14 protein-coding genes and 1 riboswitch are annotated in these 13,277 nt (G+C 72.6%); of the genes, 9 read left to right on the top strand and 5 right to left on the bottom strand.

What is annotated here, in order from left to right:
* Position 1: 1 nt before the first annotated feature.
* The 4 genes from Ae717Ps2_RS10860 to Ae717Ps2_RS10845 are packed head-to-tail and all read right to left on the bottom strand — an operon-like array spanning position 2 to position 4,642.
* Complete coding sequence (locus Ae717Ps2_RS10860; protein WP_075306713.1) at positions 2-1,504, bottom strand: ABC transporter substrate-binding protein; 1,503 nt, start codon at positions 1,502-1,504, stop codon at positions 2-4.
* The gene (locus Ae717Ps2_RS10855; protein WP_075306714.1) at positions 1,501-2,352 is read right to left on the bottom strand and encodes an alpha/beta fold hydrolase; all 852 of its coding nucleotides are present in this window, start codon (positions 2,350-2,352) and stop codon (positions 1,501-1,503) included. Before Ae717Ps2_RS10855 ends, Ae717Ps2_RS10860 begins: the two co-directional genes overlap by 4 nt.
* Complete coding sequence (locus Ae717Ps2_RS10850; RefSeq protein ID WP_075306715.1) at positions 2,349-3,632, bottom strand: O-acetylhomoserine aminocarboxypropyltransferase/cysteine synthase family protein; 1,284 nt, start codon at positions 3,630-3,632, stop codon at positions 2,349-2,351. The genes Ae717Ps2_RS10855 and Ae717Ps2_RS10850 overlap by 4 nt, the downstream gene beginning before the upstream one ends.
* A complete protein-coding gene (locus Ae717Ps2_RS10845; protein ID WP_075306716.1) occupies positions 3,629-4,642 on the bottom strand; it encodes an isopenicillin N synthase family oxygenase in 1,014 nt (337 codons plus the stop codon). Before Ae717Ps2_RS10845 ends, Ae717Ps2_RS10850 begins: the two co-directional genes overlap by 4 nt.
* Before the next feature lie 260 nt (positions 4,643-4,902).
* Positions 4,903-4,995: riboswitch (SAM riboswitch) on the bottom strand.
* Positions 4,996-5,449: 454 nt separating this feature from the next.
* On the opposite strand from Ae717Ps2_RS10845, the gene Ae717Ps2_RS40310 reads away from it, so the two are divergent.
* From Ae717Ps2_RS40310 to Ae717Ps2_RS10835, 3 genes are all read left to right on the top strand, one after another.
* A complete protein-coding gene (locus Ae717Ps2_RS40310) occupies positions 5,450-5,521 on the top strand; it encodes a putative leader peptide (RefSeq protein WP_369804874.1) in 72 nt (23 codons plus the stop codon).
* Between the two features lie 188 nt (positions 5,522-5,709).
* Positions 5,710-6,291 carry a peroxidase-related enzyme gene (locus Ae717Ps2_RS10840; protein ID WP_075333311.1) on the top strand — a complete coding sequence of 194 codons (582 nt, stop codon included), beginning with the start codon at positions 5,710-5,712 and terminating at the stop codon, positions 6,289-6,291.
* A gap of 36 nt (positions 6,292-6,327) precedes the next feature.
* Positions 6,328-6,942: a peroxidase-related enzyme gene (locus Ae717Ps2_RS10835; RefSeq protein ID WP_075333310.1), complete on the top strand. Its 615-nt coding sequence runs from the start codon at positions 6,328-6,330 to the stop codon at positions 6,940-6,942.
* Positions 6,943-7,056: 114 nt separating this feature from the next.
* Here Ae717Ps2_RS10835 and Ae717Ps2_RS10830 read toward each other — a convergent pair whose 3' ends face one another.
* The gene (locus Ae717Ps2_RS10830) at positions 7,057-7,983 is read right to left on the bottom strand and encodes a LysR family transcriptional regulator (protein WP_075333309.1); all 927 of its coding nucleotides are present in this window, start codon (positions 7,981-7,983) and stop codon (positions 7,057-7,059) included.
* Between the two features lie 59 nt (positions 7,984-8,042).
* On the opposite strand from Ae717Ps2_RS10830, the gene Ae717Ps2_RS36070 reads away from it, so the two are divergent.
* The 6 genes from Ae717Ps2_RS36070 to Ae717Ps2_RS10800 all read left to right on the top strand — a co-directional run bounded on the left by Ae717Ps2_RS36070 (position 8,043) and on the right by Ae717Ps2_RS10800 (position 13,273).
* On the top strand, positions 8,043-9,215 hold the full coding sequence (locus Ae717Ps2_RS36070) for an acyl-CoA dehydrogenase family protein (RefSeq protein ID WP_075333308.1): 1,173 nt from the start codon (positions 8,043-8,045) through the stop codon (positions 9,213-9,215).
* Positions 9,212-9,952 (top strand): SDR family oxidoreductase, encoded by a 741-nt coding sequence (locus tag Ae717Ps2_RS38175; RefSeq protein WP_075333307.1) that lies wholly within the window; start codon positions 9,212-9,214, stop codon positions 9,950-9,952. The genes Ae717Ps2_RS36070 and Ae717Ps2_RS38175 overlap by 4 nt, the downstream gene beginning before the upstream one ends.
* Entirely contained in the window at positions 9,949-10,413 is a 465-nt protein-coding gene (locus Ae717Ps2_RS10815) for an LLM class flavin-dependent oxidoreductase (RefSeq protein WP_075333306.1), read from the top strand. The genes Ae717Ps2_RS38175 and Ae717Ps2_RS10815 overlap by 4 nt, the downstream gene beginning before the upstream one ends.
* Positions 10,410-11,585 carry an LLM class flavin-dependent oxidoreductase gene (locus Ae717Ps2_RS10810; protein ID WP_075333305.1) on the top strand — a complete coding sequence of 392 codons (1,176 nt, stop codon included), beginning with the start codon at positions 10,410-10,412 and terminating at the stop codon, positions 11,583-11,585. Before Ae717Ps2_RS10815 ends, Ae717Ps2_RS10810 begins: the two co-directional genes overlap by 4 nt.
* Before the next feature lie 21 nt (positions 11,586-11,606).
* The gene (locus Ae717Ps2_RS10805) at positions 11,607-12,530 is read left to right on the top strand and encodes a haloalkane dehalogenase (protein ID WP_075333304.1); all 924 of its coding nucleotides are present in this window, start codon (positions 11,607-11,609) and stop codon (positions 12,528-12,530) included.
* Positions 12,531-12,610: 80 nt separating this feature from the next.
* Positions 12,611-13,273 (top strand): GntR family transcriptional regulator, encoded by a 663-nt coding sequence (locus Ae717Ps2_RS10800; protein ID WP_075333303.1) that lies wholly within the window; start codon positions 12,611-12,613, stop codon positions 13,271-13,273.
* The last annotated feature ends 4 nt before the right edge of the window (positions 13,274-13,277 follow it).

Genomic DNA, 13,277 nt, shown 5'->3' with positions numbered 1-13,277 from the left:
GTCACGACGATTCCGTGGCGGACAGGGCGGACAGGTCCAGCCGCGAGCTGGTCGAGCTGGTCGGGAAGCCCTCCACCCCGTCGCGGATCACGGTGCGGGCGCCCGGGTTGTAGAGCCAGTCGCTCGCCGCGTCCTCGGAGATCTGCCGGGCCGCCTGCTTGTACAGGTCGTCCCGTTCCCGGTCGCTCGCCGCGGTCCCCGCGCGGGCCACGAGGTCCTGCACCACCGGGCTGTCGTAGCGCCAGTAGTACTGCGGGTTGGCGTAGTTGGCGATGTCCCGGGCCTCGGCGTGGTCGACGATGCTCAGGTCGTAGTCGGCCTGCGTGAAGACCTTGTCCAGCCAGGTCGCGAACTCGACCGGCTGAACGTTCACCGTGATCCCGACCTGCGCGAGCTGCGAGGCCACGTACGTGCCGATGGTCTCCGGGTAGATGTTCGGGACCTGCAGGGACAGCGTGAGCCCGCTGCCCACGCCCGCCTCGGCCAGCAGCCGCTTGGCGGCCTCCGGGTCGTACGGGTCGATCGCGGTGAGGTCGGAGAACCACGGGTCGGTCGGCGCCACCCCACTGCCGATCACCTGGCCCGCCCCGCCGAGGATGGTGAGCAGCCCCTTCTTGTCGATGGCCTGCCGGATCGCCGAGCGCACTCGCTGGTCCGCGAGCGGACCGCGGGAGTTGTTGAACCCGAGGACGAACTTGTCCGACGTGATCCCCTCGGCGACGCGCAGCCCCTCGCGGCCCGCGAAGGTGCTCACCAGGGTCGGCAGGACCGCCGTCTCGACGTCCGTCTCACCGGTCAGCTGCGCGTTGTTGGCGGCGTTGGGGTCGGGGATGTAGTGCAGCACCACCGAGGCGACCTTGGCCTTCTCGCCCCAGTAGTTCTCGTTGCGCGCCAAGGTGATCGTGGAGCCGCGGTTCCACTGCGCGACGGTGTAGGGGCCGCTGCCGTTCGTGGTGGCGGCCAGGCTCGCCGGGTCGGTGCCGGTCTTGTACACCGCGCCGGCCCGGTTGGTGAGCGCGTAGGTGAGGTTGGCGTCCCGCTTCGACAGGGTGAGCACCACGGTGTTCGGGTCCGGGGCGGACACCCCGGCGACGGCGGCGAAGTCCTTCTTGTTCGGGTTCCTCGAGTCCGGCGCGAGGACCCGCTGGTAGGACCACACGACGTCCGCCGCGGTGAGCGGGGAGCCGTCGGCGAAGGTCAGGTTCGGCTTCAGCGGGAAGGTGTAGGTGAGCCCGTCCGCCGAGGTCTGCACCTCCCGCGCCAGCAGCGGGACGACCTCGCCCGTGGGCGAGCGGGTGAGCAGTCCCTGGTAGACGTTGTCGAGCAGCAGTTGCTCGAGGGCCGCGCCCGACACCGTCGTCAGGTCGAGGCTGGTGGGCTCCAGCACCAGTCGGACGTCGACGGTGGTGTCCGTGCTCGGCGCCGCGCTCTCGGCGGGCCCACCACCACAGGCGGCGAGCAGCAGCACGGCAGCCGCGGCGGGGACGAGTCGGGCCAGTCTCATGCGGGCGATGCTCCGATCAGGTTGTGCGCGAAGCGCAGCAGCTCCGCGTGGACGGTCGCGCGGTCGAGCTCGTGCAGCACGTTGTGCCGGTCCTCGGGGTAGGTCACGATCCGCCCGCGGGGCAGCGCGGCCGCCACCTCACGCGCGCCCGCGACCGGGGCGAGGTCGTCCGCCTCGCTATGCAGCAGCAGCACCGGCAGGTGGTCGAGCGCGCCTTCGGCGAGCAGCGGCGCGGTGCGGGCGGTGGCCGCGACCAGCGCGGACAGGGTCTCGCGGCGCAGCCCGCCCGCCCACACCAGTGGGTCCGCTCGCACCCGCGCGGCCTGGTCCGGATCGCGCACGAGTTCGCCGGGGTCCTTGCGCAGCAGCCACGGGTCGATCCCGGGCGGCAGGCTCGGACCGCCGCGCAGCGCGGATCCGGTGAGCACGAGCCCGGCCACGTCCGCGGCCGGGTCGGCGCGTCCGCGGCCCCGGATCTCGCCGACGAGCAGGGCCGCCACGACCGCGCCGAGCGAGTGCCCGACCACCATGACCGGCAGCCCGGGCCTGCTGCGCCGCGCCTCGGCGAGGACGGTCTCGGCATCCGCCACCAGGTAGTCGACCGACTCGACGAGCACCCGGACCCCCGCGCTGTGACCGTGTCCGGCCTGGTCCGGGGCCCAGGTCTCGATCCCCTCCCCGGCGGCGGTCTCGGCGAGCGAGGCGTACTGCCCGGCGTGCTCGCCGAGCCCGTGCAGCAGGAGCAGCACCGCCCGCGGGCTCTCGGCGGGCGACCAGCGGTGAACGTGCAGCTCACCCCGCCGACCCGCGAGCCGGGACTCCTGGTGCCAGACGACCGTCGTGCTCATTCTCGCCCTTCCAGAGCGTGCTCGAGATCCGCCCGCAGGTCGGCGATCCCCTCGATGCCCACCGACAGTCGGACCAGGCCGGGGGTGACCCCGCTCGCGAGCTGGGCCGCCGGGTCGAGCTGGGCATGGGTGGTCGACGCCGGGTGGATGGCCAGGCTGCGGACGTCACCGATGTTCGCCAGGTGGGTGAACAGCCGCAGCCCGTCGACGAACCGGGCGCCCGCCTCGCGGCCCCCGCGGATCTCGAACGCCACGATGGCGCCCGCGCCCGCGGGCAGGTACCGGCGACCGGCCTCGAACCAGCGGCTCGACGGCAGACCCGGATAGTGCACGGCCTCCACCGCCGGGTGCGCCTCCAGGAACTCGGCCACGGCCTGGGTGTTCTCGACGTGCCGGGCCAGTCGCAGGTCGAGGGTCTCGATCCCCTGCAGCAGCAGGAACCCGTTGAACGGCGAGGGCGCGGGACCGAGGTCGCGCAGCAGCCGGGTCCGCAGCCGCAGGGCGTAGGCGAGCGGACCGAACTGCGCGTGGAAGGACAGGCCGCCGTAGGTGGGGTCCGGTGCGGTGAGCCCCGGCCAGAGGTCGGGATGGCGGCCGAAGTCGAACCGCCCGGAGTCGACCACGATCCCCCCGATCGCGGTCCCGTGTCCGGCGAGGAACTTGGTCGTCGAGTGCACGATGACATCCGCCCCGTGCTCGATCGGGCGCAGCAGGTACGGGGTGGGCACCGTGTTGTCGACGACGAACGGGAGCCCGGCCTGGTGGGCGACCGCGGCGACCCCGGCGAGGTCCAGGACGTTGCCCAGCGGGTTTCCGATGCTCTCGCCGAACAGGGCCCGGGTCCGCGCGGTGATCGCGGACCGCCACTGGTCGAGGTCGTCGGGATCCTCGACGAAGGTCACCGAGATCCCCAGGTCGGCGAAGGTCGAGGAGAGCAGGGTATGAGTGCCGCCGTAGAGGCTCGCCGCGGCGACCACGTGGTCCCCGGCGCGGGCCAGGTTCAGCAGCGCCAGCGACGTCGCCGCCTGCCCGCTGCTCACCGCCACTGCCGCGGCGCCCCCTTCGAGGGCGGCCAGCCGCTCCTCCACCACCGCGGTCGTCGGGTTGGAGAGCCGGGTGTAGGCGTGGCTCTCCAGGTCCTCGAGCGCGAAGGCGGCCGCGGCGTGCGCGCTGTCGGTGAAGCGATAGGAGGTGGTCTGGTAGATCGGGACCGCCCGGGCGCCCGTGGCGGGGTCGGGGACCGCCCCCGCGTGCAGCTGCCTCGTGGCGAACGACGTCACGCGCGCCTCGCCAGCACGTCCGACCAGTACTTCTCGGCCACCCGCGGGTGCGAGCGCAGCCATCCGACGACCGCGTTCTCCCCGAACTGGGCGTGCAGCGGGTTGTCCGGGTCCTCGCTGACCCCGCGGACCTGCGCCGCCAGCTCGGCGGGCAGCTCCAGGGGCTCGACGACGGCGTCGAGCCGCGGGCCGAGGAAGAAGGGCACCGAGAAGCGGTCCACCCCGACCGGCGGGCTGACCACCCGGTGCCGGGTCGCGGTCAGGTAGCCCTGGGTGGCGATCTCCAGCATCTCGCCGATGTTGACCACGAACGCACCGGGGACCGGGGTGGCGTCGATCCAGCGCCCGTCCGGGCCCTCGACCTGCAGTCCGCCGACCGCGTCCTGCTGCAGCAGCGCGAGGTAGCCGTAGTCCTTGTGGACACCCACGCCCTGGTCCGAGTCCGGTTCCGGGCGCCCGGGGTACCGCACGATCTTGACGTGCAGGGAGGACTCCTCGTCGAACCACGCGTCGAAGTAGCCCTCGTCCTGCCCGAGCGCGGCGGCGAGCGCGCGCAGCACCTCGCGGCTGACCCGCAGCGCCTCCGCCTGCCAGGTCAGCACGGTCTCGCGCAGCTCCGGCAGCGCGGTGGGCCACTGGTTGGGCCCGATCAGCCGGACCCAGTCCGGGTCGCCCGGGCCCTGGGTCACCGGCTCCCGCTCGGGGCCGATGTCGATCTGCTCGCGCCAGTCCGCGGTGCCGCCGGTGTGCTCGGTACCGGTGCGGGTGTAACCGCGGAACTGCGGCGAGTGCACGTTCTCGATCTCCAGCCGCTGCTCGACGGGCAGCGCGAAGAAGCGCCGCGCCAGCGCGTCGATCCCGGCGGTGACCTCGTCCGGGACTCCGTGTCCGGTCACGTAGAAGAAGCCGACCTCCCGCGCCGCGGAGCGCAGCTCGGCGAGCACGGCGGCACGCTCGCCGGGGCCGGCGCGGAAGCGGGAGAGGTCGATCACGGGGAGGGTGTCGGTCATGGCGACCTCACGTGTCGTGTCCCGCCGGTCTGTCGACAGATCGGCAGGACGGGAACGAGTCAGACAGCCGGACGCACCCGCGGGGTCCGCAGCAGAACGGACCGCGCGGCGGCCGGGCGGTGCGCGACCTCGGCGACGACCAGCTCGCCGAGGACGGGCGGGTCGAGGTCGGTCCTCACCGACAGAGCGCGGTCCCCGTCCGGCAGTAGTCCACGTGCCGACGCCGGGACCAGACACCCCGGATCCACTGGCGCACGGCTCCCCCATCGCTTCCGGCGGAAGCACCTGCGCCCGTGGGGACGTGGTTGCTGCGGCGTCGTCGAGCCGGTTCTCTCGGCCGCTCTGGATGGACGACTTCACCCAACCTCCGCGCCGCACCCGATGTCAAGCCGATCCCGCCCACAGACCCGTTCGCTGAACGGCGCAGACGTCCGGACGGCAGGCCAGCCGGCCACGTGCCGACATCCCTCCCAGCCGCTCCGCGAGTGCGGTGAGTTCGCCAGCGGTGCCGCGCGGCGCCCCCGACCACGACGACCCGTCCCACCATCCCGTGTCCTCCGGGGCGTCGAGGTGCCATCCGCGCAGTCACGCTGTCACCCGCGGTGCGCCCGACAAGTTCTCGTGGCTCGTCGCCGTCCCGGCCCGCGAGGTACCCGTGATCCGAGAGCGATACCCGCTGCCGATCTTCGGGTGACTCCGACCGAACAGGAAGCCCGATCACCGGAACAGCTTCACCGAATCGAGGTGAGGCGCGCCGCACATACTCGACGGTTGCCCCAACTACTGCGCGTCGGTTAGCGTCGCGGCGTGACGATTCGACTGCCGCTGACATCGCGCGCACACGTCGATTTCTGTCGCGTCTCCTCCTCGGTCTGTTGATCTTTCCGAGCTGTTCCCGCAGAGCCTGACCGGCCTGCGGCGCGAGCCGCCTTCTCTGGCCGCTGCCTGCTGATACCCCCATCTCGGCCGACACTTCTCGTGACGGTCGCTCACTGCGCATGCCCACACCTCTTCAGTGTCGGTGATGTGCCGATGAATGCCGCCCACTCTCCGTGGAAAGGATTTCCATGAGCACCGAAGCGCTCGATCAGCACACGATTTCACGTCTGCGGGTTCCCGAGATCGAGAGTTTGCCCGCGAAACTGCGCGGGCAGATCGAGTCCCTGACCGCGACGCTCGGCTACACCCCGAACTGGGTCCGTGCGTTTGCTCTGGGCGGGGATCACACCGCCCGATTCAACGACTATCTGCTTGCCCTGCTCGACCCGAACCAGGGTCTGCTTCCCTACGTCGACCGCGAGATCCTCGCGACCGTCACCTCGGCGGAGAACGGCTGCAGCTACTGCCGCCTCAACCACGCGGGCAGCCTCGGGGATGCGCTCGGCGACCGCAGGCTGGGCACCCGGGTGGCGATCGACTACCGCGAGGTTCGCGAGCTCTCCCCGCGGCACCGTGTGCTCGCCGAGTTCGCGAGCAAGCTCGCGCTGCGTCCGACCGAGGTGGAGGACGCGGACATCGCCGGCCTCCGTGAGCTGGGCCTCGACGACGAGCAGATCTTCGAGGCGGTGCAGGTCGTGTCCGTGTTCGCCGCGGCGAACCGCTTCAGCATCTTCCTGCAGGTCACGCCGGACGACCAGTTCTTCGCCTGAGCCGAGCCACCCCACCCCTCGAGAGGCCGCCACATCATGACCACGCACGAGACCCTGCCCGAGACCCGCATCTCCCGTCTCAAGGTCCCCGCCCCGGAGGACCTGCCCCCGACCATCGCCGAGTTCTTCGAGCGGACCGAGGCCCTGGAGGGGTACGTCCCCAACTGGCTCAAGGCCTTCGCTCTCGGCGGGCCCGGCTTCACCCGACTCAACGCCTACCTCTTCCCCCTGCTGCTCGGCTCACCGGACAGCCCGAGCACGTTGACGCTGCGTGAGCGGGAGATCGTCGCCACCGTGGTCTCGGTGGCCAACCGGTGCAGCTACTGCCACGCGCTGCACGTGGACGGCCTGGGCAAGGTCCTCGGTGACCACCGGCTCGCCCACCGTGTCGCGTTGGACCACCGCGAGGTCACGGAGCTGACCGACCGCGAACGTCTGCTCTCCGATCTCGCGATCACGTTGACCCACACTCCGGGTGAGGTGTCCGACGCCCGGATCGAGGAGCTGCGGGCCGTCGGGCTGTCCGACGAGGACATCTACGAGGCGGTCCAGATCATCTCGATCATCAACGCCACCAATCGCATCAGCATCGCCCTCGGTGTGCTCCCGGACGCCGAGCTGTTCGCGGCGCCCACCGGCCCGGCGCAGTGAGCCCGGCATCCGCGACGGTCGATCGGGTGCAGGACGACGGCGTGGCCGAGACCGCGGTGAGTGCTGCGGTCCACCCGTCGGCCCGCGGGACGGCGGGCGAGCGCTCCGCGCGGCCTACACCGAGGACCGCACGCTCGTGCTGCCAGACGTGCCGTCGTGAGCCGATGCGCGGGCGTGCCGCAGCAGGATCTCGCCGAACGCCGCCACGGCCGGGTCCTTGTCGTCGTGGGCGTGCACCAGGGCGACCAGCACCTCGGGGTGCGGCTGGGCCAACGGGCGGCGGAGCAACCCCTGCGGGTCGGGCACCGACAGCTCCGGCAGCACGGTGACGCCGACGTGCGCAGCAATCATGGCCAGCGCGGTGCGGGTGTCGTCGGTGCGGTAGACGACGGTCGCGGTCTGCAGCTCCACCAGCCGACCGAGCAGATCGTGCATCAGGTAGCCGGGCCGGTAGGCGATCAGCCGTTCGGTCGCCAGCTCGGCGGCGGGCACCTCGGCCAGGTCGGCGAACCTGTGTCCGAGGGGGGCACAGACGACCAGCGGGCACCGCAGCAACGGGACCACGGTCAGCCCGGGCGGCGCCGGCGCGCCGGCCAGCACGGTGATCAGCCCGGCGTCGAGCCTGCCCGCGGCGACCGCGTCCCCGATCTCGGACGAGCCGGTCGAGGAGACCTGCAGCTCCAGGTCGGGACGTCCGGCCAGCAGGTCGCCGATCGCGGCGGGCAGCACGGTGCCCGCCGCCGCCGTGACCACCCCGACGCGCAGCCGCCCGCGTTCGGCCTCGGAGAAGGCCGCGACGGTGTTCTGCACCTCTGCCGCGGCCCGCGCGATGTGTTCGAGCTGCGGGCGCACCGCCGCGCCCACTTCGGTGGCGGACACCCCGCGCCGCCTGCGGTGCAGCAGCTGTACACCCAGTTCCCGCTCCAGCGCGCGCACCGCCTCGCTGAGCGTGGACTGGCTCATCCCGAGATCGCGGGCGGCGTCCCGGAACGAGCCCGTGCGCAGGATCGCCAGCACGCACCTGGCCTGTTCCACCCGCATCTCACCAGCGTCGCACGGGTCCGCCCGAGCGACGTGCACCCACCCACGGAGATCACCTCATGACCACCGGTTCCGAGACGGGCCAGGGCCTGCGCTCCGCCCTCGACGACGATCTGCTCGCCCGCATCCACGCGCGGGCCCGCGACTACGACGAGGAGAACCGCTTCTTCGCCGAGGACCTCGACGAGCTGCGCACCGCCGGGCACCTGCGCGGCCCCGTCCCCCGGGAGTTCGGCGGCGGCGGACTGACCCTCCACGAGGTCAACCGCGCCCAGCGCGAGCTCGCCTACTGGGCCCCGTCGACCGGCCTGGCGACCACGATGCACCTGTACTGGGTCGGCAACGCCGCGAGCCTCCACCGGGGCGGCGACCGTTCCCAGGAATGGCTGCTGCGCGAGGTCGCGGCGGGAAAGGTGATCGCTGCCGGGCACGGCGAGCCGGGCAACGACGTCGCCATCGCCGACTCCCGCACCGTGGCGGTCCCGGTGCCGGGGGGCTATCGGATCACCGGGCGCAAGATCTTCACCTCGCTCGCGCCCGCCTGGGACTACCTGGGCGTGCACGCCCGCGACGACAGCGACCCGGACCGGCCGCGGATCGTCCACGCGTTCCTCACCCGCGACGCCGGCGTGCAGACCGAGCAGACCTGGGACACCCTCGGTGTACGGGCCACCGCCAGCCACGACACCGTGCTCACCGACGTGTTCGTCCCCGCCGAGCGCGTGATCGACGTGCACGACCTCGGAGCGGATCCGGCGCCTGCCGTCGCGGGGATCTTCACGTGGGTACTGCCGTTGCTGGGCAACGTCTACTACGGCATCGCCCGGCGCGCCGTCGACGTCGCGCTCGCGACCGCGCGGAAACGCACCGCGCTCAGCCTGGGCGACGGGCCCGTGGCCGGGAAGCCGTTCGTGCAGTACCACGCTGCCGAGGCCGAGCTGCTGCTCGAGGGCATCCTCGGCCAGCTGGACAACCTCACGACCGAACTCACCGCCGGGGTCGACCACGGCGCCCGGACCCTGACGAAACTGTTCGCCGCCAAGGAGAACGCCACCCGAGGTGCCCGCGCGGCCACCGACCTCGCGTTGGAGATCGCGGGCGCGGGCTCGATCTCGCGGGGCGGGGAGCTGGAGCGGCTGTACCGCGACGTCCGGGCCGGGTCCTTCCATCCGCCGAACCCGGACACCGTGCGCGACGTCGTCGGCCGGACCGCCCTGGGGCTGTTCCCGTGAGCGACGCGCTCGCCGGCCAGGTCGTGCTGATCTCCGGTGCGGCGCGCGGGCTCGGCGAGAGCCACGCCCGGTTCGTGGTCGCCGCGGGCGGCCGGGTCGTGCTCGGCGACATCGACGGCGACGGTGTCCGCCGGGTCGCGAAGGAGCTGGGAGAGTCGGCCGTCGCCGTCGACCTCGATGTCACCGAGCCGGACTCCTGGGCCGCCGCAGTGCGAGCCGGCGAGGCGGCGGTCGGCGGCCTGACCGGATTCGTCGCCAACGCAGGGATCTTCGGCCACGGCGACACCGCAACCGTCGACCTCGAGGTGTTCCGCCAGGTGCACCGGGTCAACGTCGACGGCGTCCTGCTCGGCATCCAAGCCGTCGTCCCGAGCCTGGTGCGGGCGGGAGGAGGCAGCATCGTGACGATCTCCTCGATCGCCGGGCTGATCGGCATCGAGCACCACCCGTCCTATGTGAGCAGCAAGTTCGCCGTACGCGGACTCACGAAGTCCGCCGCGCTGGATCTGGGCAGGCACCACATCCGGGTGAACTCGGTGCACCCCGGCCGGATCGTGACCCCGTTCATCGACGGTCTGGACTCGGCGGTGCTGCCGAACCAGGTGATCCGCGAGCCGGGGCGGCCCGCGGACGTCAGCGAGCTGGTGGTCTTCCTGCTCTCACCGGCGTCCCGGTTCTCCACCGGCTCGGAGTTCGTCGTCGACGGCGGTCGGCAGCTCGGGGAGTTCCGGCCATGAGCGGGTTCTTCGATGAACTCGTCGCGGCGGCCGTCGCCCGGGAGGCTGCGGACGACGCCCGGTTCGTGTTGCCCCGCAGACCCGATCCGTTCGTGCTCGCCGCTGCGGTCGCGGTGCGCACCACCAGGATCCGGCTCGTCGTCGTGGTCGACACCGCCGAGGTGCACCCGTATGTGATCGCACGCAGACTCGCGGCGCTGGACAAGATCAGCGCGGGCCGGGCGGAGTGGCTCCCGCGCGACGACGACCCGGACCGCCGGACCGAGTCCGTCGGCCTGGTCGAGGCGTTGCTCGGGTCCTGGAAGCCCGGCGCGGTCCGCAACGACAAGCAGGCGGGCATCCACGTCGACGTGAGCAGGATCGAGCCGGTGCACCACGACGGTCTCCACTGGTCGGTGCACTCCCCGCTCGATGTGCCTGCCGGGCCGCAGGGCGTCGTGCCGCGGGCGGTGTCGGTATGAGCCGTGCGCTGCACCTGTTCGCCGAGTTCCACCACAGCGGCGACCACGAGGCCGCGTGGCGGCTGCCGACCGCGCGGCCGGACCGCACCGACGACGCCGGCTACTACGTCGACCGCGCCCGGCTCGCCGCCCGCGGCGGATTCGACGCCGTGTTCTTCGCGGACTTCGTGGGCTTCGATCCCGCGGTGCGCGACCACGTGCGGTGGCCGTTCGAGCCGACGACGCTGCTGGGGGCGGTCGGCGCAGCCGTGCCGGACATCGGGCTGGTGGCCACCGGTTCCACGGTGTTCGGCACCGCCGAGGGGCTGGTGGACACCTTCGCCGCGCTGCAGGACGTCAGCGGCGGCCGAGCGGGCTGGAACATCGTGACCGCCGGGGCGCCGTCGGCAGCCGCCGCGTTCGGGCTGGCCGACGTGCCCGCCCACGGTAGCCGCTACGACCTCGCCGACGGCGTCGTCGCCCGCTTCCACGAGCTGTGGCATGCGGGCGGACACGGCCCGCGGCCGTTGTTCGTCCAGGCCGGGGCGTCCGACCGGGGGCGGGACTTCGCCGCCCGACACGCCGACGTCGTCTTCGCCGCCACCCCGACGGTCGAGGACGGGCGGGCGTTCCGCCGCGACCTGCACCGGCGGGCCGCGGTCCTCGGCACCCGCCCGCCACTGCTCCTGCCCGGTTTCCTGGTCACCCTGGGCTCCACCGAGTCGGAGGCCCGTGCGTTGCGGGACCGCCTGGACGACCTCCTCACCGACGACAACGTGGCAGGCCTGCTGCGCGGCTTCGGGATCGAGGTCCCGCCCGGCGGGCTCGACTGCCCGCTGCCCGAGCGGTTCGCCGCCGCGAACTTCGACGGGATCCGCAGCCGCGCCCCGGTGCTGGCCGGGATAGCTGCCCGGCTGGGCCCTGCCACGACGCTGCGGACACTGGTACGGCAGGTCGCGGGCAGCCGCGGCCACCTCTCGCACGTCGGGACGGCCGAGCAGGTCGCCACGATCATGGAGGAATGGCTGGCGACGGGGGCCGCCGACGGGTTCGTCGTCAAGTTCTCGCACAACCCCGGAGGCGCCGAGGACTTCGTCGACGGTGTGGTCCCGATCCTCCGCCGGCGCAGGCTTCTGCCCACCGGCCCGCACTCCCCACGTCTGTGGCGCGTTCCCCCGCCCACGTCCACCTGACACCAAACACCAGGAGACTCCGTGTCCCATCCCGCGAACGTCGACCCGCACCCGGAGTTCGGTGAGACCGCCACCGCGCACGACACCCCCGTCCTCGACTCCCATCTGCACCACGTCGAGTCAGGGAGCGGCGACCCCGTGGTGTTCATCCACGGCAACCCCACCAGCTCGTTCCTCTGGCGGCACGTGTTCCGCAGGCTCGAAGGCCACGGGAGGCTTCTCGCCGTCGACCTGCTCGGATTCGGCGACTCCGGCAAGCCCGCGCTCGAGTACTCCCTGACCGACCAGCAGCATCACCTGGACGCGTGGTTCGACGCCCTCGACCTGCGAAACGTCACCCTGGTGCTGCAGGACTACGGCGCGGCCCACGGGCTGCACTGGGCCGCCCGCCACCCGGACCGGGTCGCCGCCGTGCTCCTCGCCGAGCCGGTGCTGCGCCCGATCGAGTCGAGCCACCTGCCCGACCAGTTCCTGGACGTCCGAGCCCTCATCCGCACGCGGGGAGCGGGCGAGGAGTTCGTACTGGAGCGGAACGCGTTCCTCACCGAGCTGTTCCCCGGCTTCTTCCTGAACCCGCTGTCGGCCGAGACGATCGCGGAGTATCAGCGCCCCTTCCCGACCCCGGAGTCGCGGCGGCCCGTGCTGCAGGGGCCGCGCAACCTCCCCGTCGACGGCGATCCGGCCTCCACCGTGGAGTTCCTCGACTCCTTCGTCGACTGGCTGCGGACCAGCGACGTGCCCAAGACCCTGCTGCAGTTCGAACCGGGCTTCCTCCTCAGCCCCACGATCGTGGCGTGGGCCCGTGAGACGATCCGGAACCTGGAGAGCACCCACGCCGGCCGGGGCATCCACTACGTGCAGGAGGAGCAACCGGCGGCCATCGCGGAGGCAGTCGTCGCGCTGCGCCACCGTGCGGTGCGAGTGGGCCCGCCGGTCCGGGGGTGATGGGCCGGTGACCGGTGGCGGTGGGTACGGATCCCGCGAGCAGTGGTCCCCGGGAGCCCGACCCGACTACCGTTCCCGGAGTGGGGTCACGGGAGGGACCGACCGGGGGGAACGCACGGGACCGGGTCTACGCCGAGCTGCGAGACCGGCTGCTGCACGGGCGTTACGGCGCGGACGAGGCCCTGGTCCCCGGCACGCTCAGCTCGGAGTTCGGGGTGTCCCGCACACCGGTGCGGGAGGCACTCGGGTTGCTCGCCCAGGACGGACTGCTGGTCGCGACGCACCACGGCTTCCTCCCGCGCCGCCGCGACCCCGAGGAGTTGCTGGAGATCTTCGAGACCCGGGCGCTGCTCGACGCGGGAGCAGCAGAGGCCGCCGCGGCGCGGGCCACGCCGCTCGACCTCGCACGGATCGAGGAGGCCTCGGCACGTGCGCGGGACGCCGCGGAGGTGGCCGTCGTGCGCCGGCACCTCAACGCGTGGCACGAGGCGGTGCGGGCCGCCGCGCACAACACCACCCTCGCCGCCCTCATCGGGCGGCTGGAGGCCCAGATCAAGATGCACGCTCCGTGGCGGACCGACCCCGCCGCCGGGTCCTTCGCCGACGCGCTCGCCCAGCACGACGCGATCACCGCCGCGATCCGTTCCGGTGACGCGCCGACCGCGCGGGCCCGGATGCTGGCCCATCTGGCGCAGGACCGTGACGCGCGGATCCGACAGCTGGTGGCACGACCCCGGGACTGACCGG

It is taken from the genome of Pseudonocardia sp. Ae717_Ps2 (assembly GCF_001932475.1).
Lineage (GTDB): Bacteria > Actinomycetota > Actinomycetes > Mycobacteriales > Pseudonocardiaceae > Pseudonocardia.
Note: the sequence above shows the minus strand (reverse complement) of the source record. Positions and strands in the feature narration are given on the sequence as shown.

Excerpts from the sequence above, each read along its gene's own strand:
- Ae717Ps2_RS10845 (WP_075306716.1), bottom strand. The coding sequence starts at position 4,642 with ATGACCGACACCCTCCCCGTGATCGACCTCTCCCGCTTCCGCGCCGGC.
- Ae717Ps2_RS36070 (WP_075333308.1), top strand. The coding sequence starts at position 8,043 with ATGACCACCGGTTCCGAGACGGGCCAGGGCCTGCGCTCCGCCCTCGAC.
- Ae717Ps2_RS10855 (WP_075306714.1), bottom strand. The coding sequence starts at position 2,352 with ATGAGCACGACGGTCGTCTGGCACCAGGAGTCCCGGCTCGCGGGTCGG.
- Ae717Ps2_RS10840 (WP_075333311.1), top strand. The coding sequence starts at position 5,710 with ATGAGCACCGAAGCGCTCGATCAGCACACGATTTCACGTCTGCGGGTT.
- Ae717Ps2_RS10835 (WP_075333310.1), top strand. The coding sequence starts at position 6,328 with ATGACCACGCACGAGACCCTGCCCGAGACCCGCATCTCCCGTCTCAAG.
- Ae717Ps2_RS10815 (WP_075333306.1), top strand. The coding sequence starts at position 9,949 with ATGAGCGGGTTCTTCGATGAACTCGTCGCGGCGGCCGTCGCCCGGGAG.
- Ae717Ps2_RS10830 (WP_075333309.1), bottom strand. The coding sequence starts at position 7,983 with ATGCGGGTGGAACAGGCCAGGTGCGTGCTGGCGATCCTGCGCACGGGC.
- Ae717Ps2_RS10860 (WP_075306713.1), bottom strand. The coding sequence starts at position 1,504 with ATGAGACTGGCCCGACTCGTCCCCGCCGCGGCTGCCGTGCTGCTGCTC.
- Ae717Ps2_RS10810 (WP_075333305.1), top strand. The coding sequence starts at position 10,410 with ATGAGCCGTGCGCTGCACCTGTTCGCCGAGTTCCACCACAGCGGCGAC.